Source organism: Methylobacterium sp. J-088, assembly GCF_022829295.1.
Classification (GTDB): Bacteria; Pseudomonadota; Alphaproteobacteria; order Rhizobiales; family Beijerinckiaceae; genus Methylobacterium.
In genome coordinates this window covers 1-24109 of record NZ_JAKSYH010000022.1, presented here as the reverse complement: position 1 = coordinate 24109, position 24109 = coordinate 1, and the positions used below count along the sequence as shown (strand labels likewise).

Annotated in this window: 12 protein-coding genes; 7 read left to right on the top strand and 5 right to left on the bottom strand. The window is 70.5% G+C overall.

Features of this window, described 5'->3' with window-relative positions; all coding sequences use genetic code 11:
• The first annotated feature begins 286 nt into the window (after positions 1-286).
• Together MKK63_RS01245 and MKK63_RS01240 are read left to right on the top strand one after the other, a co-directional pair.
• Positions 287-2152, top strand: a complete 1866-nt coding sequence (locus MKK63_RS01245; RefSeq protein ID WP_243997947.1) for a cation:proton antiporter — start codon at positions 287-289, stop codon at positions 2150-2152.
• 714 nt (positions 2153-2866) lie between these two features.
• Entirely contained in the window at positions 2867-3919 is a 1053-nt protein-coding gene (locus MKK63_RS01240; RefSeq protein WP_243997945.1) for a helix-turn-helix domain-containing protein, read from the top strand.
• A 30-nt stretch (positions 3920-3949) separates the two neighbouring features.
• Here the strand turns inward: MKK63_RS01240 and MKK63_RS01235 are convergent, their stop codons facing one another.
• The gene (locus tag MKK63_RS01235) at positions 3950-4357 is read right to left on the bottom strand and encodes a hypothetical protein (RefSeq protein WP_243997943.1); all 408 of its coding nucleotides are present in this window, start codon (positions 4355-4357) and stop codon (positions 3950-3952) included.
• Positions 4358-4692: 335 nt separating this feature from the next.
• Here MKK63_RS01235 and MKK63_RS01230 point away from each other — a divergent pair, with 335 nt between their 5' ends.
• Positions 4693-5868 (top strand): vWA domain-containing protein, encoded by a 1176-nt coding sequence (locus MKK63_RS01230; RefSeq protein ID WP_243997941.1) that lies wholly within the window; start codon positions 4693-4695, stop codon positions 5866-5868.
• Between the two features lie 915 nt (positions 5869-6783).
• Here MKK63_RS01230 and MKK63_RS01225 read toward each other — a convergent pair.
• A complete protein-coding gene (locus MKK63_RS01225) occupies positions 6784-7104 on the bottom strand; it encodes a 2Fe-2S iron-sulfur cluster-binding protein (RefSeq protein WP_243997939.1) in 321 nt (106 codons plus the stop codon).
• A gap of 175 nt (positions 7105-7279) precedes the next feature.
• Positions 7280-7615, bottom strand: coding sequence for an Hpt domain-containing protein (locus MKK63_RS01220; protein ID WP_243998038.1), 336 nt, complete (start codon positions 7613-7615; stop codon positions 7280-7282).
• Positions 7616-7936: 321 nt separating this feature from the next.
• Between MKK63_RS01220 and MKK63_RS01215 the strand changes: the two genes are divergently transcribed.
• Complete coding sequence (locus MKK63_RS01215) at positions 7937-15235, top strand: hypothetical protein (RefSeq protein ID WP_243997937.1); 7299 nt, start codon at positions 7937-7939, stop codon at positions 15233-15235.
• Between the two features lie 1242 nt (positions 15236-16477).
• On the opposite strand, the gene MKK63_RS01210 is transcribed toward MKK63_RS01215, so the two are convergent.
• Positions 16478-18121, bottom strand: coding sequence for a GMC family oxidoreductase (locus MKK63_RS01210; protein ID WP_243997935.1), 1644 nt, complete (start codon positions 18119-18121; stop codon positions 16478-16480).
• Between the two features lie 195 nt (positions 18122-18316).
• Between MKK63_RS01210 and MKK63_RS01205 the strand changes: the two genes are divergently transcribed.
• From MKK63_RS01205 to gluQRS, 3 genes are all read left to right on the top strand, one after another.
• Positions 18317-20347 carry a PAS domain-containing hybrid sensor histidine kinase/response regulator gene (locus MKK63_RS01205; protein ID WP_243997933.1) on the top strand — a complete coding sequence of 677 codons (2031 nt, stop codon included), beginning with the start codon at positions 18317-18319 and terminating at the stop codon, positions 20345-20347.
• Positions 20348-20442: 95 nt separating this feature from the next.
• Positions 20443-20724: a hypothetical protein gene (locus MKK63_RS01200; protein WP_243997931.1), complete on the top strand. Its 282-nt coding sequence runs from the start codon at positions 20443-20445 to the stop codon at positions 20722-20724.
• Positions 20721-21584 carry a tRNA glutamyl-Q(34) synthetase GluQRS gene (gene gluQRS, locus MKK63_RS01195; RefSeq protein ID WP_243997929.1) on the top strand — a complete coding sequence of 288 codons (864 nt, stop codon included), beginning with the start codon at positions 20721-20723 and terminating at the stop codon, positions 21582-21584. The genes MKK63_RS01200 and gluQRS overlap by 4 nt, the downstream gene beginning before the upstream one ends.
• 15 nt (positions 21585-21599) lie before the next feature.
• On the opposite strand, the gene MKK63_RS01190 is transcribed toward gluQRS, so the two are convergent.
• Positions 21600-23627, bottom strand: a complete 2028-nt coding sequence (locus MKK63_RS01190) for a M23 family metallopeptidase (protein WP_243997927.1) — start codon at positions 23625-23627, stop codon at positions 21600-21602.
• Between the last annotated feature and the right edge of the window lie 482 nt (positions 23628-24109).

The window sequence follows — 24109 nt, the reverse complement described above, 5'->3', positions numbered from 1 at the left end:
GGGTCCGGTCCCGGGCACAGCCAGCCGAGTTTAACCCCGGTTTAACTCCTGCGTGTATGCGCGCATTGTGCCGATTTTAGGCCGCCGCGCACGCCTGCACTGTACGATACCGGGCCCGCCGCCCGGGTGGCGGAAATGTCTCACCCGGTTCATGTATCCGCCTTGTGTCGCAGCACACCTGGCCCGGGCCGGAATTCGTTTGCTCCCCGTCGGTCAGGGACCCATGATCGCGAAGCCGTGATCGGCACCCCCGCCGCCGCCAGAGACGAGGTTCGATCCGACGCCGATGCCAGAGGTCCATCCGGGTTCCTACAAGGAAGCGATTCTGTTCCTCGTCACAGCGGGGATCGTGGTGCCGCTGTTCCACCGCCTGCGGATCTCGCCGGTGCTCGGATTCATCGGCGCCGGCGCCCTGCTCGGACCCTACGGCCTCGGCCGTCTGGCGGAGGCCTATCCCTTCGTCCACCTGTTCACCATCGGCAACCGGGCCGAGATCTCCCACCTCGCCGAGTTCGGCGTGATCTTCCTGATGTTCATGATCGGGATCGAGCTGTCCTGGGAGCGCCTGAGGACCCTGCGGCGGCTGGTCTTCGGCCTGGGGTCGCTGCAGGTCGGCTGCTCCACGCTGATCCTGGCGATGATCCTCTACGGGCTCAATGTGCCGCTGGTCGGCGCCGCGATCGTGGGGATCGGGCTCGCGCTCTCCTCCACCGCGGTGGTGCTGCCGGTCCTGGCCGAGCAGAAGCGGCTCAACGCGCCCACCGGGCGCACGAGCTTCGCGGTGCTGCTGTTCCAGGATCTGGCGGTGGCGCCGGCCCTGTTCGCCATCGCGGTGCTCGGCCGCGACGACGGGGGCGACAAGGGCTGGGCGCTGGCCATGGCGCTGGGCCAGGCGGCGGTCGCGCTGGTGCTGATCGTGATCGCGGGCCGCCTCGCCCTGCGCCCGCTGTTCCAACTCGTGGCACGCACGCGCTCGACCGAGCTGTTCATGGCGGCCTGCCTGCTGGTGATCGTCGGCACGGCGCTGACTGCGGCGGCGAGCGGGTTGTCGATGACGCTCGGCGCCTTCGTGGCCGGCCTGCTGCTGGCCGAGACCGAGTACCGCCGGGCGATCGAGGCGACGATCGACCCGTTCAAAGGCCTGCTGCTCGGCGTGTTCTTCGTCTCGGTGGGGATGAACCTCGATCCGGCCCAGCTCATGGCGACGCCGGGCGCGATCCTGGGTCTCGCCCTGGCGCTGGTCGCCATCAAGGGGGCCGTGGTGGTGATGGCGGCGCCGGTGATGAAGATCCCCCGGCCGGTGGCGATCGAGACGGCGTTGCTGCTCGGGCCGGGCGGGGAATTCGCCTACGTGCTGATCGGCGGCGCCATGGCCACCGGGCTGGTCCCCGAGGAGGTCGGGGCCGCCGCCCTGGTGGTGACCACCGTCACGATGATCATGATCCCGGCGCTCGCGGCGGTCGGCCGGCGGCTCAAGCAGCGGGCGACCGCCCAGGCCCAGGCCGCCGCGGGCGCGCAGACGCCGCTGCCCGAGCGCGTCGAGAACCGGGTGATCGTCGCGGGCTTCGGCCGTGTCGGCCGGCAGGTCGGCGAGATGCTGGAGAAGCACAAGATCCCGTATCTCGCCCTCGATTCGGACCCCGCCCGGGTCGCCGAGCAGCGCCGCACCGGGAAGCCGGTCTATTTCGGCGATTCCGGCAACACCGAGATCCTGCGCCACTGCGACATCGCCTCGGCGCGCGCCCTGGTGGTGACGCTCGACAGCCCCCGGGCGGTCGAGGCGGCGGTGACGGCGGCCCGCGCCGAGCGGCCGGACCTGACCATCGTGGCCCGGGCCCGCGACGCCCGCCACGCCACTGCGCTCTACGAACTCGGCGTCGACGACGCGGTGCCGGAGACGATCGAGGCCTCGCTGCAATTGTCCGAGGCGGTGCTGGTCGATGTCGGCGTGCCGATGGGGCTCGTCATCGCGTCGATCCACGAGCGGCGGGACGAGTACCGCGCCCTGCTCAAGAAGCGCGAGAACGAGGCCAAGCCGATCTTCCGGGCCCGGCGTACCGTGGGCAAGACCCTGGGCAAGCCGCCGGTCAAGCGGGAGCCGGAGCCCCAGGCGGCGGCTCGTCAAGAGGCCGCGGCCGGCCAGGAGGCATGAGCCGCATCCGGTAAACCGCGACCGGGACGGCGCGATAAGAAGTCACTGCGGGGGCTTCGTCTCCTTCGCGACGGTCGAACGCCACCGCTCGGATCCACGTTTGAAATTCGGCGCCATGTCCCGCGGCGGATCGGCGTCCCGCGGCGGATCGGCGTCCCGAGGCGGATCGGTGTCCCGCGGCGGATCGGTGTCCCGCGGCGGGACCGATACGCTGCCTCCGGTCCGTCAATGGACTGGTTCCCTTCCGTCTGCGCGTTTCCGGCGTAGCGCGGGCGCAGGTGAGCGATTCAGGTGAGCGATTCAGGTGCACGATCGAAGGACGTGCCGCCGCGATCGGACGGATCCGTCGGCGCGCCGTACCGTATCGTTCCCAGAAAATAATAATCGCGCCTCAAATTTTATTGCCGATGTATATTGATATTGAGATATTTTTGGCTGATCGAGCGAAAATATTTCGACATCCTGGCGATCGTCTGTTGTGTTTGCGCAGCAATACGACCGTCCGGCTGCTCGATTGCTGACGCGAGTTGTTAAATAGTTTTAACCATCATAAGGTGTCGCCAATGGGTACGGCTCTGTATCGCCGGGCGAAACCCGTGATGGGTAGACCGGATTTCGTGATGGTGATGACTGCGCATCGCGTTCGACCGATCGCGACGGAAGTCCGGCAATCGCACCGGAGGCTCGAACCGTGCGGCATCGGGCGCGGTCGCGATGTATGAGGGAGACGGCCGGTTCCCCCGGGTCGGCGGCAAGCGCGATATCTCCGCCTACGCGACGTTGACGATGAGCACCGACGAAGTGCCGCCCGGCGCGCGCTTCGATTACTGGATCGAGGCCTGCCGATCGGTGTTCGGTGGATTCGAGTTCGTGGATCTGCAGCCGAAGGGGTTTCAGGCCGCCGTGAGCGCGCTGACGGTCGACAACCTCACGATCAGCCATTACCTCGGCCCGCCCCATGCCATGAGCCGGACGAAGTCGCATATCCGCTCCTCGGATAACGATTTCTACCTCGTCATCCTGGCGTCGGAGCGGACGTTCAGGATGGAACATGGCCGACACTGCCGGTCCGGCCCGGGTGGAATCGCGCTCATGGACAACACCCAGCCGTTCCTGGGCGCGCATCCGGAAGGCCTGGACATCATCAATGTCTTCATCCCGCGGGCCGTGCTGGAGCGGGCCGTCGGGCCGGCCCGGTCCCTGACGGGACTGACGATCGATGCGACGCAGACGAGCTTTCCCATCATCACGTCGTACCTGTCGACGCTGATCAAGCACGGCGCGGGCCTCGATGCGGAACGCCAGACGCGGATGGCCGCGGTCGCCGTCGAGCTGATCGCGGCGGGTTTCTCGGAGAAGCTGCAGACCGACCCGCCCCGGTCCTTGAGCGGCGCCGCGATCGTCAGCCGGGCGCAGGCCTTCATCGTCGATCACCTCGGTGTCGAGGGCCTGTCGATCAACGACGTCGCGGCTGCGCTCAACATCTCGGTCCGCCGGCTTCAGGAGGTGGCGAGCGCGGAGAACATCGCTCTGATGGACTGGATGTGGGAGCGGCGTATGCAGCTGGCGCGCACGAAGCTCGCCGATCCGACCCATATCACCGTTCCGGTCGGGCTCATCGCCTATCAAAGCGGGTTCACCAGCCAGGCCCATTTCTCCCGCCGCTTCAAGGAGCGGTTCGGGCAGACGCCGACGGAGTACAGGGCTGCGTCAAGCTTCATGCGGGCCGCGCAGACGACGCCACCTGCCCTGTCCGCTTTGCGGTGAAGGGCGCGGCGCCCGGATGCCGCGGTTTCCTCAGACGAAGGCGGGCTGCGCCTCTGCGACCTTGGGGCGCCGCACCACCCGGCTGCGCGTCGCCGGCTCGAACCCCTCGGCGAAGCTGCATCGGTAGACCAACGCGTCGGCGGGCCCCAGGCCGGTGACCAGCGGCACCGTCACGCTGTCGCCGGAGAAGCGCCAGCCGCGCGCGCCCTTGTCCCAGTAGAGCCAGACCGTGCCGGGATGGCCCCGCAGGGTGAACACCGCGGCCTTGCGCGACAGGGCCTGCACGGCCCGAGGCGCATACATGCCCTTGTCACGATAGGCCTCCCGGGTCGCCGCGGGCTGACGATCCATGAAGGTGTTGCGCACCAACTGAATCGTCGCCCCCGGCTTCCCGAGAAACCGCTTGAATTCCGTCAGATTCCGCAGGATGACCGCCATTGCAGGTCTCCTCGCTTGTCCCGTACGGACCGCGTCGCCGCGTCCGTACCCACTCGATCCATCGAGTTGAGCGATTCCCATGACGGATTGCGTGACTGCACGAGGGGTGCGGCGGCACATATCAACAGATTCGACGACTTATACCCAGATTCTGCGGATCGAGAGCCCAAGAAGACTCTCGGCGGTGCGGGAATCGACTCGGGCCATGGCGCTGAATCTTGTCGACCATTCGCGAAGACCCGCGTTCGCTGACGGAAAGTCCAGCACAGCTTGGGGCCGGTGGTTTCGATTCGCCTGGACTTGACCCGCATCGCCAACTGGCGCGTTTGTCTCGGATGCTGCTGCAGTTCTTCACGGCCCTGCGAGACGCCAAGATCCCCGTCTCCCTGAGGGAGTACCTCACGCTGCTGGGCGGCCTCGATCAAGGGCTGGCCGGGCACGAGGTCGAAGCCTTTTACTTCCTGTCGCGCACGGCGCTGGTGAAGGACGAGGCGCATCTCGACCGGTTCGACCGGGTGTTCGGTACGGTGTTCAAGGGGCTGGAGACTCTCGGGGAGGCGGTCGATCCGACGCCCATTCCCGAAGAGTGGCTGCGCAAGCTCGCGGAAAAATACCTGACCGAGGCCGAGAAGGCGGAGCTCAAGGCGCTCGGCTGGGACAAGCTGTTCGAGACTCTCAAGGAGCGGCTGGCCGAGCAGAAGGAACGCCACCAGGGCGGCTCCAAGTGGATCGGTACCGGCGGGACCTCGCCGTTCGGCGCCTACGGCTACAACCCTGAAGGGATCCGCATCGGCCAGGATGGGAACCGCAACTTCCGCGCCGTGAAGGTTTGGGACAAGCGCACGTTCAAGGATCTCGACGACGACCGCGAGATCGGCGCGCGCACCATGCGCCTCGCGCTGCGGCGCCTGCGCCGCTTCGCCCGGGCGGGGGCGGCCGAGGAACTCGACCTCGACGGCACGATCCGCGCGAGCGCCCGCCAGGGCTATATCGATGTGAAGCTGCGGCCGGAGCGGCGCAACGCCGTGAAGGTGCTGCTGTTCCTCGATGTCGGCGGCTCGATGGACTGGCATATCGAGCAGGCCGAGGCGTTGTTCTCGGCGGCGCGCTCGGAGTTCAAGCACCTCGCGCATTACTACTTCCACAACTGCCCCTACGAGGCGGTCTGGACCGAGAACCGGCGGCGCCACGAGGCGCAGACGCCGCTGCTCGACGTGATCCGCACCTATGGCAGCGACTACCGGCTGATCTTCGTGGGCGACGCCTCGATGAGCCCCTACGAGATCGCCACGCCCGGCGGCGCGGTCGAGCATTGGAACGCGGAGGCCGGCGCCGTCTGGATGCAGCGGCTCCTCGACCATTTCCCGAAGGCGGCGTGGCTCAACCCGGTGCCGGAGACGCAGTGGGGCTACACGCAGTCGATCGGCATGGTGCAGCGGCTGGTCTCGGGCCGGATGTTCCCGCTGACCCTGGAGGGGCTCGACGCGGCGGCACGGGCGCTGGTGCGGTAGGGATCGCGGTTGGGCTGTTCGTAGTGGCTCGGGTGACCGGGCCTTGAAGGTCGACCGCTGTCATAGGTCGGGCATAAGCAGGGTGAGTTTTGCCAGGATAACGCTGGCGCCGTCTTTCACGGAGGCGGCGGTTTCACGCGCCGCGGGTGAAGAATGAGCAACCGGCTCCGCGTGTCGCTCTCTGAGGGCTACGATTTACATATGCCGGGTCGGACGCTCATGCGCGCGGCGGAGCGCGACAGGCCCCCTCTCCTGTGCGGGCTCTCCGGTGCGGGCTTGCGGATTCACACATCCGGTCTGGCAAGGCTGGTTCAGGGTCGAGCGCGGGTCCCCTCTCCCGTGCGGGAGAGGGACAGGGTGAGGGAAGAGAACTACCCGGAAGAAGTGCCCCCTATCGGCGCATCGATCACGTGCTCTGTTCTGAGCGTTCTCGTCCCTCACCCCAACCCTCTCCCGCTCGGGAGAGGGGGCCCGTCGCGCCCTGCCGCGAGCCTCGGTGTTCTACCAGGCTATGTGAATATCGAAGTCCGCACGGGAGAGGGCCCCCGCGCCTCTTCAAGCTGGCGGCCGAGACTGCCGAGACCTCAAACCTCTGTATCCTGTAGCTCTGAGGGGACGAAGAGCGCGTCGAGCTTTGGCGCTTGAGTCAACGGGCCGAGGCCTCAGGAAGCGCGACAGCATCCCCCTTCTCCCAGGCCTCAAGCCAGGCATCCACATCGGTGTCCGCTATGAAACGACCGCTCTCGATGTCCGCCCTCGCGATTGCCAGAAGGCCCGCTTCGACTTCGAGGCGCACGTCGCGCTGCCGGGTCAGCTCTCCAGGGGGCGCCGGCTTCCGGTTCTGCCGAAATCCGCCCGTCGTCACGCGCGCTCATCTTGAATCGCGGCGTTCCGCTTCACCACGAGAGGCGAACCTTACCCCTGCTGCGTGGGCGTCGTCACCACGAGCCCGTCGAGCGCCGGGGTGATCTTGATCTGGCAGGACAGGCGGGAATTCTCACGCACGTCGCTGGCGAAATCGAGCATGTCCTGCTCCATGTCCTGGGCCTTGCCGACCACCTCGATCCACGCGTCGGCGACGTAGACGTGGCAGGTGGCGCAGGCGCAGGCGCCGCCGCATTCCGCGTCGATGCCCGGCACGTTGTTGCGCAGAGCCGTCTCCATCACGGTCGCGCCGACACTGCCTTCGACGGTCCTCTCCGTCCCGGCGTGGTCGACGTAGGTGATCTTGGGCATGCTGGGGCTCCGGGCTCGCGTCGGGCGAAATCAGTCCAACGGGCGGCGTGACTGATTGGCGGTTGAACCCACGGAATGCAAGCGCGGCGATTGACACCCGTCCCGGATCGATCGCCGCATCGCTGCACCCCTGTTTCCGGAACGGCCCGCGACCTTACGGATGGCGGCGTTGCCCTCAGGCGCGGCCTTCCGCGATCGCGCGGAGGGCCGCGTCGACCGCGTCCGCGAGGTCGTCGACACCCCCATATCCCTCTCCCCGCAGTCCCTCCCCCCGCAGGCGCGTCTCCGCGGCATCCGCCAGCGCATGGACCCGCGTGGCTCCGACGCCCGCGGCCGAGCCTTTCAGGGTATGGGCGAGGTCGGCGCGTTCAGGCCGGGACAGGTCCGGATCGGCCAGCCGTGGCAGGATCGACCGGCACTGGCCGGCGAACAGCGCCAGGACCTCGCGGGCGAGATCGGCGTCGCCTCCGGTCTGGGCGTCGAGGGCCGCCCGGTCGATCGCAGCATCGATCGCAGGATCGATCGAACGATCGATCGGCGGCGGGCCGGAGCCGTTGGATTCGGTGTTCTCTGGGGATTGCGGATCTGATCCACACAATTCACCCCCTGATTCGCCGGTCGGGGATCGCGCCGGACCCCGTCCCTGCGGCACGATGCGGGCGCGGTGAGCGGCAGGGTCGGTAACCATTCGGTTAACGTTTTCTGGGGCTGGCCGGGACTCGGGTATCGGCAATCGCTGCTCAGGTCTAATCTTGTAATGGTAAACGGGGCGTTGCGTCTCCGGCATCAGCCTCCCCCGAGGTGCCGGTGAACCCGTGTCACGAGGCGTTGAATGGCGACCGAGAAGAAGCTGAAGGACCCGGCCGAGGCCGCGCTCTCTGCGATCGAGCAGGCGCTGAACCTCGACGCCCTGACGCCGACCGGCCTCGAAGGCCGCGCCGAGCCGCGCCTGCCCGATGTCGGCGACACCGAACCCCTGCGCGACGGGGGGATGGACGTGGCCGGCCGGACCATGCCGCCGCGCCTGGACCTCGACCCGCCGCTCGCCTCCGATCTGCCCCCGCCCGGCCTTGAGCGCCCGCGGCGGGAAGGCGGTCTTCTGCCCCCCGACCGCTCGCTTGTCGCCAACGACGACCGGCGCAACATCGGCATCCTGCAACAGACTCTGCGGGTGCGCTCCTCGCCCAAGCCGTATCTCGTCGCGCTCGCGGCCGGCCTCGCCTGGATCGGCCTCCTCGTGCTGGTCGCCTGGATCAAGTCCGAGGGCAATCTGCGCGGCGTCGTGGCGGGGCTCACAGCGCTCCAGGCGAGCGTGGGCGCCGCGGCGCTGCTCGGCCCGGTCGTGCTGTTCGTGATCGCCGCCATGCTGGCGGTCCGCGCGCAGGAGATGCGCCTCGTCGCCCGGGCGGTGGGCGAGGTCGCGGTCCGGCTCGCCGAGCCCGAGAGCTTCTCGACCGATGCGGTTCTGACCATGTCGCAGACCGTGCGCCGCGAGGTGGCCGCCGTGGGCGACGGCGTCGAGCGGGCGCTGGCCCGCGCGGGCGAATTGGAGACCCTGGTGCGCGGTGAGATCGCCACCCTGGAGCGCGCCTATTCCGACAACGAGATCCGGATCCGCTCCCTCGTGGAGGAGCTGGTGGCGCAGCGCGAGGCGATCGTCACCAACGCCGACCGGGTGCGCAACGCCATCACCGGCTCGCACCAGAGCCTGAGCCAGGAGCTGGAGGGCGCCTCCGATCGGATCGTGACGGCCCTGACCGGTGCGGGCGAGCGCGTGACCGGGGCCCTCGAGACCCGCGGCGCCGCCATCACGGACTCCCTCGGCGAGGCCGGCGACCGGGTGGTCGGCCTGATGACCGCCCGCGGCAGCGACCTGATCGACACGTTGACCGCCACCAGCGAGGCGGTGCGCGGCACCCTTCAGGAGGTCGGCGCGGGCCTGACCCACGCCTTCGAGAGCCGCGCCGGCGAGGCGACCGGCGCCTTCGAGGCCGCCGGCACCGCCCTGGCGGGCCGTCTCACCGAGAATGCCGGCACCCTGGCCCGGAGCCTGGAGGAGACCGGCGCGCAGGTCGGGGCGGCGTTGGAGCGCCAGGCCGGTGCGGTGCGCGAGACCTTCGAGCGCTCGGCAACCGGGCTGGAGAGCGTGTTCCTGTCGCGCGGCTCCGAGCTGACCAACCGCTTCGGTGCCATGGGCGCCGAGATCACGGCGCGCTTTGCCGAGACCGGCTCGGTCCTCGCACAGGACATTGCCGGCCGCGGTACGGCGCTGCGCGCCGAGATCGAGACCACGGGCCTGTCGGTCGCCGAGGCGATCGAGGGCCGCGGACGCGACGCGCAGGCTGCCCTGGCGCTCGCCGCCGGCGGCGCCGGCGACGCCCTGTCGGCCCGGGCCGGTATCGTCCGCGACGAGCTGATCGGCGCCGCCGAGCGGATCGCCGACGCGCTGACGGAACGCGGCGGCGCCGTCGCCGAACGCATGGATGGCGTCGCGGCGCGGCTCGACGAGACCGTGACGGTGCGGGCGGCCGATCTGGAGACGCGGGTCGCCGCCGCGGCGGAGCGTGCCGGGAGCGGCATCGCGCAGCGGACCGACACGGTCGCGGCCAGCCTGGAGGCCGCCTTCGCGGCGCTCGGCCGGGGCTTCGAGACCGGCGCGGCCGGCGCGGTCCAGTCCCTGCGCGGCACGGTCGAGGGCCTGTCGGTCGAGATCGGCGACCGTACCGCCGAGGCGGTCGCGGCGTTCCGGCGTGGCGCCGAGGCGGCCACCACCGCCCTGCACGGGACCACCGAAGCCGCTACCGGTGCGGTCGAGGCCCGGACTCTCGAAGCTGTCCGGGTCATGGAGCGGCGGGTCGCCGAGTCCGCCGCCGCCCTGGCGACGCGGACCGAGGAAGCCGCCGAGGCGCTGCGCGCCGCCGCCGAGCAGACCGGCACCGCCGCCGAGGCGCAGACCCGGGACGCCGCCGGGCGTCTCGCCGCCACCCTGGAGACCCTGCGCACCGCCTCGACCGAGGTCGCGAGCACTGTGGAGGCCGAGACCGCCGCCCTCATGGCCCGGTTCCTCGAAGCCGCGGACCGCGCCGGCACCGATCTCGGGGCCCGCGGTACGGAGGCGGTCTCCGCCGTCCGCGCCGCCCTCGACGACCTCGACCGCGAGCTCGCCGCCCGCACCGGCGACGCCACCGGCAGCCTCGCCGAGGCGGCCCGCGCGATCTCGGCCGACCTCGCCGCCCGGATCGGCGAGATGGAGGCGGCCTTCGGCGAACACGGACGGAGCGTCGCCGAACTGCTCGCCGGCCACGCCGACGAGACCCAGACCCGGATCAGCGGCACGGGCCGCGACATCGTGCTCGCCGTGGCGAGCCAGGGCGCGCGCATCGCCGACACCCTCAGCCAGACCGGTGCGAGCTTCGCCGAGACCGCCGACGGCCGCGTCCGGGCGATCGACGAGACCCTGGGCAACCGCCTCGCCGCCCTGCAGGAGACCATCGCCCGCGGCGACATCCTGGCCGACCGGATCGGCCGCGACACCGCGACGCTCGGCGAGACCGTCGGCGCCCGGTTGGAGGAGATGGACCGCCTGCTGACCGGCAAGGGGCAGGCCGTCGCCGAGACGATCACCGCCCGCGCCCACGAGGCCGGCAGCCTGATCGAGACCCATCTCGGCAGCCTGGAGGAGCGCTCCGCCAAGCGGGCCGCCGAGATCGGCGCGGCCGTGGCGGAACTCGTCGGCCACATCGACAGCCACCTCGGCAACCGCGCCACCGCGGTGGACGAGACCCTGCGCGCCCGCACCGACGAGATGGCGCGCATCATGGCCGAGGGGCATCGCGGCCTCATGGAGATGCTGGAGGGCCGCACCTCCGGGCTCGGGCAGGACATCGCCCGGCATACGGGCGAGATCGCCAGCCGGATCGAGGAGAGTGCCGGCCAGTTCGATACCGGCGTGGTCAGCCGCCTCCAGGCGATCGCCGACGCGCTGGACGAGCGTGCCCGCCTCGTGGACGAGAGTTTCGGCGTCCAGGCCTTCGAGACGATCCGCGTCATCGAGGCCCGCACCCGCGCGGTGGACGAGGAACTGGCCGGCCGGACCCGCGACCTCGTCGCGACGATCACCGACCGGACCGGCGGCCTCGACGGCGCCATGGCGGAGCGCGTCCGCGCCCTCACGGCGACGATCGAGGAGGCCACGGGCGGCCTCGAGACCGCCCTGTCGACCCGCGGCGAGGCGCTCGTCCGTCTGGTCGACGAGCGCACCGAGAGCGCCGACGCGACGCTCGCCGCCCGCGCCGAGGCGGTTCGTGCCGCCTTCGCGGAGCGCGCCGATCAGCTCGCGCGCGAGATCGACCAGCGCATCGCGGCCCTATCAGGCGAGTTCGACGAGAAGGGCCGGGCGGTGTTCGGGGCGATCGGCGGCCGGATCACCGAGCTCGCCCGTCTTTTCGACCGTGGCGGCACGTCGCTGGCCGAGCTGATCGACCAGCGCGGCGAGAGCGTGCTGGCCAAGCTCCAGCAGACCATCGCGGATGCCGAGCGGATGCTCAACGACGGCGAGGGCCGCCTGGGTCACACCCTGTCGAGCCGCACCGCCGACATCAGCGGCCTGCTCGACGACGGCGTGCGCACGGTCCACACCCTCTTGGACGACCGCACCAACCAGATCCGCGTGATGCTGGACGGCCATGCCGGTACCCTGGCCGCCACCCTCGACGGCCGGATGGGCCCGATCAACGAGGCGCTGGACGGCCGCGGCCAGGCGCTGATCGCCGCGCTCGACGGCGCCTTCGGCACAGCGACCGGCGCCCTGGACGACAAGACCCGTCAGCTCGGCAGCCTGTTCGACGAGCGGCTCGGCCACCTCGAGTCCCTGGTCGAGGGGCGCGGCAACCGCCTCGCCGACACGCTCACCGCCCGGGCTCAGGCCCTGCGCACCCTGTTCGAAGAGGCCCAAACGGCCCTCGATGCCCTGGTCGAGGGCGGCGGCGGTCGCTTCGCCGCCACGGTCGATGCCCGCATCCAGTCCCTGCGCACGGTGCTGGAGGAGGCCCCGGCCGCCGTCTCGGCCCTGGTCGAGACCCGCGAGCGCCAGCTCGCCGCCACCCTCGACACGCGCACGCAGCGTCTTCAGACCCTGTTCGAGGAGGCCCAGGCCGGCCTGCGCGACCTCGTGGACGGGCGTGGCCAGCAGGTCGCCGACGCCATCGTGGCCCGGACCGACAGCCTGCGCACGACCCTCGACGCGGCGCCCGCCCAGATGGCGGACGTGCTCGACAACCGCCTGTCCGATCTGCAGGGCCTGTTCGAGCGGGCGCAGGGCGAGATCGACCGCCTCGTGGACACCCGCGGCCGCCAGATCGCCGGCACGATCGAGCACCGGACCCAGGCACTCCAGGCCACCATCGACAGGGCGCATCCCGCGATCGCGGGCCTGCTGGAGAGCCGCGAGACTCAGCTCGCCGAGACCCTCCGCGAGCGGACGGGCGAATTGCAGGCCCTGTTCGACCGGGTGCAGAACCGCCTCGGGGCGATCGTAGAGGGGAGTGGCCGCGACGTGTCCGAGCGGGTCGATGCCCGGGTTGCGGCTCTCCGGACCACGTTCGAGGAGGCCCGCGCGGCGATCGAGGGGCTGATCGACGACCGCAGCCAGGCCCTGCTCGACACCGCCCAGGGCCGCACCGGCGCGCTGGTCGAGGTCTTCGACACCCGCCTGCGCGCCCTCGACGGCGTCGTGCAGGACCGCACGGCGTCCCTGGCGCAGGCCGTGTCGGCGCATAGCGAGGCCCTGGCCCAGGGCGTCGATGCCCGTGCCGATGCCTTCACCCAGCGCATCGACAGCCGGATGCGGCTGTTCGCGACCCTGGTGGCGCAGCGTGCCGACACCCTGGCCAATGCCTTCGACGACCGTCACGACGCCTTCGCGAGCCTCGTGGACGAGCGCACCGCGACCCTCGTGGCCGCCCTCGACGAGCGGGCGCGCGCCCATGCCGAGCAGGTCGACGTCCACAACGCGGCTCTGGCCGAGACGCTTCGTCGGCGCGAGGACGCCCTGGCCGGCCTGATCGACGAGCGCGTCGAGGCGCTGGGGGCCGCGTTCGAGCGGCGTACCGACGCCCTGGGTGCCCTGGTGGATTCCAGGGGCGAGGCCCTGTCGCGCCGCCTCGCAGAGAGCGCCGAGGCGCTGGTGCGTGCCATCGAGGACCGGGGCGGCGCGCTGCTCACCGGCCTCGACCAGAGCGGGCGCACCGTCGGCGACGCGCTGGAAGGCCATGTCGAGCGTCTGCGCGGCGCCATCGACGGGCCGATGCTCGACCTCGCGCGTGCCCTGGCCGATCGGGCCGAGGCGATCGAGCGGGTGCTGTCCGAGACCGGCATGCCCCTGGCCGACAGCCTGCGGGAGCGGACCGAGGAGCTGGCCGTGCAGTCGCGCGCCTCGGCCGAGCTGCTGCGCGCCGCCATCGAGGACGGGGCCGGCCGCACCCTCTCGGAACTGTTCGACACCAATGACCGGATGGGCCGCGAACTCGGCAGCCTGCTCCAGCGGATCGAGGCCGCCAACACGGCGCTCAGCGACCTCGTGGCCGGGGCCGACACCAATCTCGGCGCGATCGAGCGGGGCCTCGCCGGCCGCATCGAGCAGGTCCAGGCGGCCCTGGAGCGCATCGCGGCCGAGACCGGCCGGGCGAGCGCCGGCGTCTCGTCCCAGGTCGAGGCCCTGCGCGGGGCCGCCGACGGGGCGCTGACCGAGGCCTCCCGGCTGGCCGAGACCCTCGACGGCCGCGGCCGCTCGCTCGCGGAGCAGACCGGTGCGCACGTCGCGGCCCTCGATCGGGCCGCCGTGTCGCTCGCCGCCATCGAGGAGCGGCTGGGCGCGACCCTTTCGGGCCGCGAGACGGCGCTGACCGAGGCGTTGGCCGCCTTCGAGACCCGCGCCGCCGCCCTGGAGGAGAACGGCAAGGCCCTGGAGCGGACGATCGAGCAGACCCTGCGCGCCGCCGAGGAGCGGGCCCGCAGCGTCGGCGAGACCCTGACCCGGACCGCGGAGGGCGCCGGCGCCTCGGTGACGAGCGCCTTCGCCGACCTGAAGGACAGCGCCAGCGCCGAGGGCGAGAAGGCCGCCCAGGGCGTGCGGCAGGCGATCGAGGAAGCGGCGCGCGACATGCGCACCGGCTTCCAGGAGGCCCAGGCCAGCTTCGGCGACTCCTTCTCGGCCCTGCGCGATATGGCGGGCTCGATCCGCGGCGAACTCGACGCGACCCGCGCCGAACTCGCCAAGGGCGTGCTCGACCTGCCCCGCGAGACCCAGGACGCCACCGGCGAGATGCGCCGGGTGGTCTCCGACCAGATCAAGGCGCTCAACGAGCTCTCGTCCCTGGTCTCCCGTTCCGGCCGCTCGGTCGACGTCGCCCAGCCGCAGGCGCAGCGGCGGGTCGCGGAGGGCGGCGCGCGTGCGGTCGCGGCGCCGGCTGCTTCCCAGGCTGCTGCCAAGCCTGCTCCCCTCGCCGCCTTCGCGTCGGCGGCACCCGCCGCCGCACCGGCACCCGCGCTGCCCGCGCCTCCGGCGGTGTCGCGGCCGGCCACGGGCAGCGCGACCCGGGGCGAGGCGCCCCGCCCGGCCTCACCGGCCCGCGCGGCCGCACCGGCGCGGACCGGCGACAAGCGGGGTTGGCTGTCCGACCTGCTGACCCGCGCCTCGCTGGACGACGACGAGGAGGTGCCGGCGACGGACGTGCCGGCCCCCGCAGCATCGGCCCGCCGGCCCGCCGTGGCGGCCGCCGAGACCGGGCGGATCGCCCTCGACACGATCTCGACCGATATCGCCAAGATGATCGAGCACCAGACCGCGGTCGACCTGTGGGAACGCTACCGCCGCGGCGAGCCGAACCTGTTCGACCCGCGGATCTACACGGCGCAGGGGCGGACGACCTTCACGGAGATCCAGCGCCGCTACCGGGCGGATGCGGAGTTCCGCCGCAGCGTCGACCGCTACGTCAGCGAGTTCGAGCGCCTGCTCGGAGACGTGGTCAAGAACGACAGCGACGCCAAGCGGACCGACGCCTATCTCACCTCGGAGACCGGCAAGGTCTACACGATGCTGGCCCATGCCAGCGGGCGGTTCGACGGGGCGTAGGGCGCCCTGCGGGTTAGGGGCGGGGGTTCGGGTCCCCGTCCCCGCCCGCCACAAGCGAGACGTTCGACACAGAGTGGGCCGGGACGCGTTCCTCCCCCCTTGTAACGACGGGCTACGCCGGTTTGAGGCAGGAGGCTGGTGACGGAGCGCGACAGGCCCCCTCTTCCGTGCGGGCTACCGGATTCACACGTCGCTGCCGGACACCAAAGGCTTCAGAAACAAGCGCGTTTCCCCTCCCCGCAAGCTCGAGCGATCCTGGGCAAGCCCAGGGTCGCCAGGGGAGGAGAGCGCGTCTGTGCCCGCGATGCGTGAACATCGTAGCCCGCAGAGGGGAGTGAGACGTTCGGCTGCGGATCGCGCGCGCTCTTGACAATGTTCCTATTCTGTGCTTATTAGCCGCCACCTGTCAACGGCGCTTCCGGGGTGACCCAGCGGCGTCCTTTACGGGGCCCGCCCGGTGGCTGCCCGGGCGGGTCCGTGGACGGGGCGGCGCCCGCGTCGGTGGCTCTCAGCCGCCCTCGCCCCGGGCGACGGACCGGTCCGGGCCGTGCCTCGGCTGCGGGCGTGAGGCCGGGCGACAGTTTGCCCGGCGTGGGGGGGGAATGCAACGCGCGCGCCGGCTGTTGGACTTGCTCGTTAGCTGTCTCGATTCGCAGCCACGTTCCCACGGAGCTGCCGGGGTGACGCCTGGGCGTGCTTGACGGCGCGCGCCCGGTGGCTGACCGGGCGGGTGCGTGGACGGGGCGGCGCCCGCGTCGGTGGCTCTCTGCCGCCATCGCCGCGCGCGACGGACCGGTTCCGGGCGTGCCACGGATGCGGACGTGAGACCGGGCGGCAGTTTGCCCGGCGGGGGGAGGAAATGCCCCCCGCGCCGACCCGCGTCTGGGCCGACCCTGAGCGACCTGCGGACCCGCGCACAACGAGGCGGGGGACGGCTGGAGGGCCACGGCGCCGAGGCGGGTTCCGGGGGGGGCGTGCACCTCGCCCGAGACCGCGAACGGGGAGTCGCAGGACCGGGACGTCGACAAGACGCCGCGACGAGAAAGACGGCACCGGCCGGGGACCATGCCCGGTCGATGCCGCGGGCGCCGCGGGGACCGGATCCCGCGCGTATTTGGCCGACACCTGGGTTCCCGCGGCGTCCCGCGTCCCGCATGTTGCTTCTTGGGCCATGCCCCCGGCGCCGGAAGGCGCGCGGGGACGATGAGGCGCGTCCGAGAGCAACCCAACCTGCCTGCCGGGTCACGCCGGCATCGGCTCGCGCGGCTCGGTGTAGTCGTAGAGGCGCGGCGCAGGGATCTCGTCCTTGGCACCCATCCGCGCCACGAGATGGTCGGCGACCCGGAGGGCATTGGCGATGATCGTCAGGGTCGGGTTCACGGCGCCGATCGACGGGAAGAAGCTCGCGTCGGTCACGTACAGGTTGTCGAGCTGATGGGCCTTGCAATTCCGGTCCAGGACCGAGGTCGCCGGATCGTCGCCGAACCGCAGCGTGCCGGCCTGATGGGCGGTACCACCGATCGGCACGTTCTTGCCGAGATAGAGCGAGCGGTCGAACAGGTGGGGGTGGATGTCGGTGAAGCTGCAGATCTGCTGGAGCTTGTGCCGCAGCCGCTTGTGCGCCTCGCTGTTCGTCTCGGTGAGGTCGAGATGGACCTTCCCATCCTTGTAGAAGATCCGGTTCTGCGCCAGCGGGATATCCTCGGAGGTCAGCCAGAAATCGACGGAATGCTTGGCGATCCAGTCGAACGGCTTGTTGGGGAACCATTGCAGGAAGCCGGGCAGGCCCTCGCCGTGGATCTGCGCGCCGTCGGACTTGCCGACCATCTGGATGTGGCCAAGGGGGAAATCCCAGCCGTCCTTCGGGTCCGGATCGCCGAAATAGAAATCGTTGAGGCCGAGCGTCTTCTGAAACCGGGTGGGATTCGGCGTCTTCGAGATCGCCAGGATGGTCGAGTTGTTGTGGCGCATGTAGTTGCGGCCGACCTGATCGGAGCCGTTGGCGAGACCGGTCGGGTGCCGGTCGCTCGCCGAACGCAGCATCAGCAGGGCTGACGACAGCGCCCCGCAGGCCACCACCACGAGGTCGGCCGAGGCCTCGAACGGCACGCCGTCGCGGTCCCCCACCACACCGGTCACGGTCCGTCCGGCCGGATCGGTGACGAGACGCTCGACCATGGTGCGGGTGAGCAGCGTCAGGTTCGGGCAGTCCCGCAGGGCCGGGTCCACCACCATGGTCTGCGCGTCGGACTTGCCGTTTGTGGGGCAGGGGAAGCCGTCGAAGGATTCACATTTGATGCAGGGCGAGGTCGGCACCGCCCGGCCGTCCTTCTCCACGAGGCGCACGCCGACGGGGAGGTGGAACGGCTGGTGGCCCGCCTGCTTCAGGTTGTCGAACAGTTCCTGGATCCGCGGTTCGTTCGCCACCGGCGGATGGGCGTAGGGCTTCCTCGACCACGGCTCGGTCGGATCCTCGCCGCGCAGGCCGTGGACGTGGAACAGCTCCTCGGCGGCTTGGTAATAGGGCTCGAATTCGTCGTAGCCGACTGGCCACGCCGGTGCGATCCCGTCCTCGTGGCGGATCTCGGAGAAGTCCTTCTCGCGGAGGCGGAACAGGATCGACCCGTAGAATTTGGAGTTTCCGCCGACGTAGTAGTGCAGGCCGGGATGGAAGCTCCTGCCGTCCGAGGAGTACCACGTCTCCTTGGCCTGATAGTAACCGTCGACGATCACCGCCTGGCTGTCCCAATTGCGGGGCTCGCGCAGGAGATAGTCGCCGCGTTCGATCAGCAGGATGCGCTTGCCGGTCTGGGCCAGACGCCACGCCATCGTCCCGCCTCCCGGGCCGGATCCGACGATGATGACGTCATAGTGCTCACCGGGCATGGGATGTCTCCGTCCGGGCCGAATGTCCTGGGCCCATCGTCCTGGCAGGCAACTCGCGAGCGGCCAATCGGATCGCTCCGCGGCGTCGTATCCGACGACACGCGCTGCAACCGCCGGTTAAGCGCATTTCCCAACACGGCCTTCAGCTTCACCTGCGATCCTGCGGCGGACCGGCCTCCTGCCGGGGAGGCATCGATGGTCGTCGAGGACATTGCGCTGGTTCTGGCGCTCGTGGTCGCCGCCGCGCTTGCGGTCGATCGATGGCGGGTGCGCCGGGCCGGGCCGGACGACGGCGAGGCCGAACGGATGCACGACCGCCTGTGGCGGATCAGCGAGAGCGAGGACCGCTACCGGGCCCTCGTGGCCGCGACCACCGAGGTGATCGTCCAGCGCGACGCCCGGGGCCGCATCACCTACGCCAACGAGGCGTATGCCCATCTCCTCGGGCGCGAGCCGATCGAACTGCTCGGCGCACAGACCGACCTGGAGATCCTGGATCGCAACGCCGTCGAGATCGGCGGCGACGGGGTGCGCCGCATGGAGGCGCAGGTCCGCACGGTCGATGGCCGCGTGCGCTGGTTCGCCTTCGTCGAGATGCCGGTGGCGCATGGCGACGCGATGCACTGGCTGCGCGCGGGCCGGGACGTGACCGCCCGGGTCGAGGCGATCCGCAGCCGTGACGCCGCGCTGGAGCGGGCGGAATCGGCGAGCGTCGCGAAGTCCCGGTTCCTGGCGACCGTCAGCCACGAGATGCGCACGCCGCTCAACGGTATCCTGGGGATGGCCGAACTCGTCCTGGGGACCGAACTCAATCCGGAGCAGCGCACCTATGTGGAAGCGGTGCGCACCAGCGGCCAGGCGCTGCTCGGCCTGATCGACGGCGTCCTCGATTTCTCGCGGATCGAGGCCGGCCGTCTCGACCTCGCCGCCGAGCCGTTCAGCCTGCCGTCGGTGGCGGAGGGCGTGGTCGAGCTGCTGGCGCCGCGGGCGCAGGACAAGGGAATCGAGATCGCCCTCGACGTGGCCGAAGGCTTTCCAACGGGCCTCATGGGTGATGCCGACCGGGTGCGGCAGATCCTGATCAACCTGGCGGGCAACGCCATCAAGTTCACCGAACGGGGCGGCGTCGGTGTCAGCCTCACGTTCGCGCCGACCGAGACCGGCCCGAACGAGGTGGTGCTCACCGTCGCGGATACAGGGCCAGGAATCCCGGAGGATCGTCTGCCGATCCTGTTCGAGGAGTTCGAGCAGGGGGACGGCAGCGCCAGCCGGAGCCACGAGGGCACCGGGCTCGGCCTCGCCATCACCCGACGACTCGTGACCCGGATGGGCGGACGGATCGAGGCGACCTCCAGTGTCGGGCGGGGATCCACCTTTCGGGTCGTGCTGCCGCTGCCGGAGGTCGTCGCGAGCGAGCGCACCGATCCGCTGCCACGCCTCGACGGGCGGCGCTGCCTGATCGTGGCTGATTCGCCGTTCCAGGCGCCCTACCTCGCCCGTGGCCTGTCCCGGGGCGGCGCGGCGACCGTGATCGTGGACACCCTCGAATCCGGGCTCGACGCCCTGTCGGGCGCCGCCTTCGACGTCATGCTGGCGGATCGGGCCCTGGGGGATGCGGCGGTGCGGCAGCTCGCCGATGCGGCCCGGGCCTGCGGCGTCAGCTGCAGCCTGGTGCTGCTCTCACCGTTCGACCGGCGCGGCTTCGGTGCCGCGGGGGCGGCCGGGTTCGACGGCTATCTGATCAAGCCCGTCCGGGAGCGGTCCCTGTTCGAGCGCCTGGTGGCGCCCCCCGGCCCGACCGAGATTCCGGCCACTCCGCCCGCCGCCCTGCCGCGGGCCGGCGCCGGGATGCGCGTCCTTCTCGCCGAGGACAACCCGATCAACGCCCTGCTGGCGACGCGCGCCCTGGAACGCCTCGGCGCCGAGGTCGTCCATGCCGTCGATGGCATTGCGGCGCTGGAACAGCTCGACACGAACGGCCCGTTCGACCTCGCGCTGATCGACGTGCGCATGCCGCGCCTCGACGGGCACGAAACCGCCCGCCGGATCCGCTCCGCCGAATCGGACGGTTCCGGCCATCTCCATCTCGTCGCGCTCACCGCCAATGTCAGCCGCGAGGACGAGGCCGCCGCGCGGGCGGCCGGCTTCGACGGGTTCCTGGCCAAGCCGCTCAACCTGAAGCTCCTTCCGGCCTTGCTGGAGCGCCGCTCGGCGCAGGCGGCGTAGAGCGCTCTCCGCCGACGTGGCCGGTTCGCCCACACGAACGGCTTGGAGCCGCGCCCGCGTTGACAGGTCGGCTCCTCCCACGCCAACAGGATCCCATGTCGTCAACCGCTCATCCGTCGCCCGGACCGCGCTCATCGAGCGACGCGCTCGCCGTCTGGGGCATCGCCGCCCTGGTGATCGCCACGGTCCTTCTCGGTGCGCTTCTGCCGGCGCGTCACCCGGCGCCGGCACGCTCCGTCGCCGAGGATCCGGCCTGCCTCGAATGGACCGACGGCTGCCAGGTCTGCCAGCGCCTCGCCGAGGGACCGGCCTGCTCGCTCCCGGGCATCGCCTGCCAGCCCGTCGCGCCGCACTGCCTGCGCCGCGCCGACGGGTGAGCCTGGGCGCGCCGGTTCTCCGCTTCGCGCCGAGTCCGAACGGACGGCTCCATCTCGGACACGCTTACTCCGCCCTGCTCAACGCCGATCTCGCGGCCCGAATGGGCGGGGTCTGCCGCCTGCGGATCGAGGATATCGACCCGCAGCGCTCCAAACCCGCGCTGATCGACGCGATCTTCGCCGATCTCGCCTGGCTCGGCCTGCACTATCCCGAGCCCGTCCGGCGCCAATCCGACCACATGGGGGACTACCGGGCCGCCCGGGATGACCTCATCGACCGGCGGCTCGCCTATCCGTGCTTCTGCTCGCGCGGCCAGATCCGCGCCTTGGCCGAGGCAGGCAAAGCCACGGCGTGCGATCCGGACGGCGCGCCGCTCTATCCCGGCACCTGCCGGAGCCTCGACCCGGCCCGCGTCGCCGAGAACCTCGCCCGGGGCGAGCCGCATACCTGGCGCCTCGATATGACAGCCGCGCTCCGCTGCACTGGGCCGGACCAGGGCTACGTCGCCTTCGACGCGACCGGCGCGCAGCGGATCGCCGCCGATCCCGCCCGCTGGGGTGACGCGGTGATCGCCCGCCGGGACGTCCCGACGAGCTATCATCTGGCCGTGGTGCACGATGACGCGGCGGAGGGGATCAGCCACGTGGTGCGCGGCCGCGACCTGGAGGCGGCCAGCGACCTCCACGTTCTGCTCCAGAAACTCCTCGGACTTCCGACGCCGCATTATCGGCATCACCCGCTCCTGCTCGACGCGGGAGGTGAAAAACTCGCCAAGTCGCGGGGCTCGCAATCGCTCGCCGATCTCCGGGAGGCCGGCGTTACGCCCAGGCGGATTCGCATGCAGCTTGGGTTCGTCTGAACGGACGGAACCGGCTCAGCGCACGATCGCGTCGCGTTGAGCGAGGGCGGTTGCGCTCTTCGACTTCTGCATCGTGGCGTCGATCTGCTCGCGCTGCCGTCTGAACTCGGCGAGCAGGCGCCCGTCGAGCTCGCGACCGCGGGGGACGCGGATCTTCATCGGGTCCACGAAGTGGCCGTTGATGATCACCTCGTAGTGGAGGTGAGGTCCGGTCGAGAGGCCCGTCGAGCCGAGATAGCCGATCACCTGCCCCTGCCGGACCTTCACGCCCTCCCGGATGCCGCGGCCGAACCGCTGCATGTGGTTGTAGGTCGTCACGTAGCCGTTGATGTGCTGGATCTCGACCCGGTTGCCGTAGCCGCCCGACGTCATCTCGGCCCGGATCACCACGCCATTCCCCGTGGCCATGATCGGCGTGCCGATCGGGTTTGCCCAATCGACGCCCGTGTGAAGGCGCGCGTAGCCCAGGACCGGATGGCGCCGGTAGCCGAAGCCGGAGCGCATGATCCCATCGGCGATGGCTTTGCGCAGCAGGAATTTCTTGAGTGATCGCCCCTGCTCGTCGAAATAGTCGATGGTGCCGTCGTCGGGGGATTGGAACCGGTAGACCTTGTGGGTCTCGCCGCCGACCGTCAGCGCCGCGTAGAGCAGGTCTGGCCGGTCCGCACTCGCCTCGTCGTCGTAGCTATAGAAGACATCGACGTCGTCACCGCTGCCGATCCGGCCCTGGAAGTCGAGGTCGTAGCTGAAGATGCGGACGATATCCTCCACGGTCGATCGCGGCAGGCTGTGCCGCGCGGCCGTTTCGTAAAGGCTTTGGTAGAGCCGGGGACCAGAGCCCGTATCCGAGTCCTCATCGTCGCCGGCATCCGCCTGCTGCTGCGGCTTGGCGGAGGGGGCCTCCTCGGCAGGGGGAGCCACCGAGACGAAAGCGCCGCGATCGTTCAGGGCGGCGATCCCCTCAATGCCGGCCTCGCCGTACAGCACGACGCGTGTGACCTGGCGCGGGTCGCCGGGGCGCGGGCCCGGCGCGATCTGCACCCGCAACGGCTGGCCTTCGGCGAGAGCAGCAAGACGCGCCTTGCCGCCGAGGGCCGCGACAATGCCCCGGATCACATCGTCGCCCGCGAATCCAGTGGCCTTGAGCGTGCTCTCGATGGTCTCTCCGCGCTTGAGCGCGAGATCGCGCTCCTCGACCAACGGTGCCTCGTTGGGCTTCAGTTCGACCTTGGCGACCTTCGTGACGTTCTCGGGGACGACAAGAACCTCGATGGATTTGAACGGATTCGCATCCTTGGGTCCGGCGCCGTCCGTGTCGCCGGCGGAGCCTTGCCGAAGGGTCCGCGACAGCATGATCTGCGGCGCGATCGGAATCGTGGCCCGGCGGCCGGCCTCGGCGGCGATGCGCCGTTCTTCCTCGACCTGCGCGGTGACGTCGTCGTCGGTGAGCCCTGGGGCATTGGTCGCGTCGGCGACATCGGCAAGGTCACGCTTGACGACTGTGACCTCGGCCCCGGGGGCGTCGGCCGCGGCATCGGGCGCACGCTCGAGAGGTTCGTCGGACACGAACTTCATGGGATCGAAGCGCGGCGGCTCGGTCGTATAGACCCCTGTCGTCATCGAGAGGGGCGTGCTGAGCCGCACGAACGCCTTGGCCTTGATGATTTCTCGATCGCCCAGCCTGACCGTCACAGGAGCCCGGAAGCTCTGCTTGGCCGACGCGATCATCAGGTTGCGCACCAGCCGGTCGCCCTTGCGGGCAAGATTGGCGCCGCTCTCGCTCGGCTGCGGACGGGCAGGAACGGTGATGCGCTCGGGGATGGCAGCGAAGGAGACGTCGCCTTGAAGAGAGACATGAAGAGCCGCCGCGATCAGGCAGGCTCCGGTCAGGCCGGTGAGTGTACTGGCGCAGAGCCAACGCAAATTGACTGACCGTCGATCGATCTGGCTCGCGGTTGCGCCGAGCTCATCGAGCGGCGCCTGGAGCCCGCGCCCGAAACTAGAGGCGGCCACATCACCGATCTTAAGTCGCGCGCGCTTCACTCGATGGCCCTGGAGACGACGATGGCGAACGGAGCGTCAAGCGGGATTCTCTGAGAACCCGCGGCCGGGTCCCGCCGCACCGGAGCGGGTGGGCGCCACCGGCCCGACCATCTCACGACGCAGCGTGTCCAGATTGAGGCGCATCGCGCGCACCGGCAAGTCGGCATCGGCCTTCAAAGGCATAGACCCGGGGGGAAGGGGGTTCCAGATTTTCGCGACAAGCCTGTTGACGGCCCGGATTGGTGGATCTATACGCCGGTTTATCGGCGCCGGTCGCGGAAGTGGCCCGGGCGCTGAAGCATCTTATGACAATCGGCGGGACTGGCCGGGTGAGTAGGCGGGCGGCATTCTGTTTGCCTCTGATGGCCTGGGCGACTGGGCGGATCTTGGACAAGTTAGGAGTGATGAATGGAGACGCGGGGGGCGTTTGTCTTTGCGGTCGGGTCGAGAGGCCTGACGTGAGATACGTTTGCTTATCTGTT

Excerpts from the sequence above, each read along its gene's own strand:
- MKK63_RS01205 (WP_243997933.1), top strand. The coding sequence starts at position 18,317 with ATGGTCGTCGAGGACATTGCGCTGGTTCTGGCGCTCGTGGTCGCCGCC.
- MKK63_RS01200 (WP_243997931.1), top strand. The coding sequence starts at position 20,443 with ATGTCGTCAACCGCTCATCCGTCGCCCGGACCGCGCTCATCGAGCGAC.
- MKK63_RS01245 (WP_243997947.1), top strand. The coding sequence starts at position 287 with ATGCCAGAGGTCCATCCGGGTTCCTACAAGGAAGCGATTCTGTTCCTC.
- MKK63_RS01215 (WP_243997937.1), top strand. The coding sequence starts at position 7,937 with ATGGCGACCGAGAAGAAGCTGAAGGACCCGGCCGAGGCCGCGCTCTCT.
- MKK63_RS01240 (WP_243997945.1), top strand. The coding sequence starts at position 2,867 with ATGTATGAGGGAGACGGCCGGTTCCCCCGGGTCGGCGGCAAGCGCGAT.
- MKK63_RS01235 (WP_243997943.1), bottom strand. The coding sequence starts at position 4,357 with ATGGCGGTCATCCTGCGGAATCTGACGGAATTCAAGCGGTTTCTCGGG.
- MKK63_RS01230 (WP_243997941.1), top strand. The coding sequence starts at position 4,693 with ATGCTGCTGCAGTTCTTCACGGCCCTGCGAGACGCCAAGATCCCCGTC.
- MKK63_RS01225 (WP_243997939.1), bottom strand. The coding sequence starts at position 7,104 with ATGCCCAAGATCACCTACGTCGACCACGCCGGGACGGAGAGGACCGTC.
- MKK63_RS01210 (WP_243997935.1), bottom strand. The coding sequence starts at position 18,121 with ATGCCCGGTGAGCACTATGACGTCATCATCGTCGGATCCGGCCCGGGA.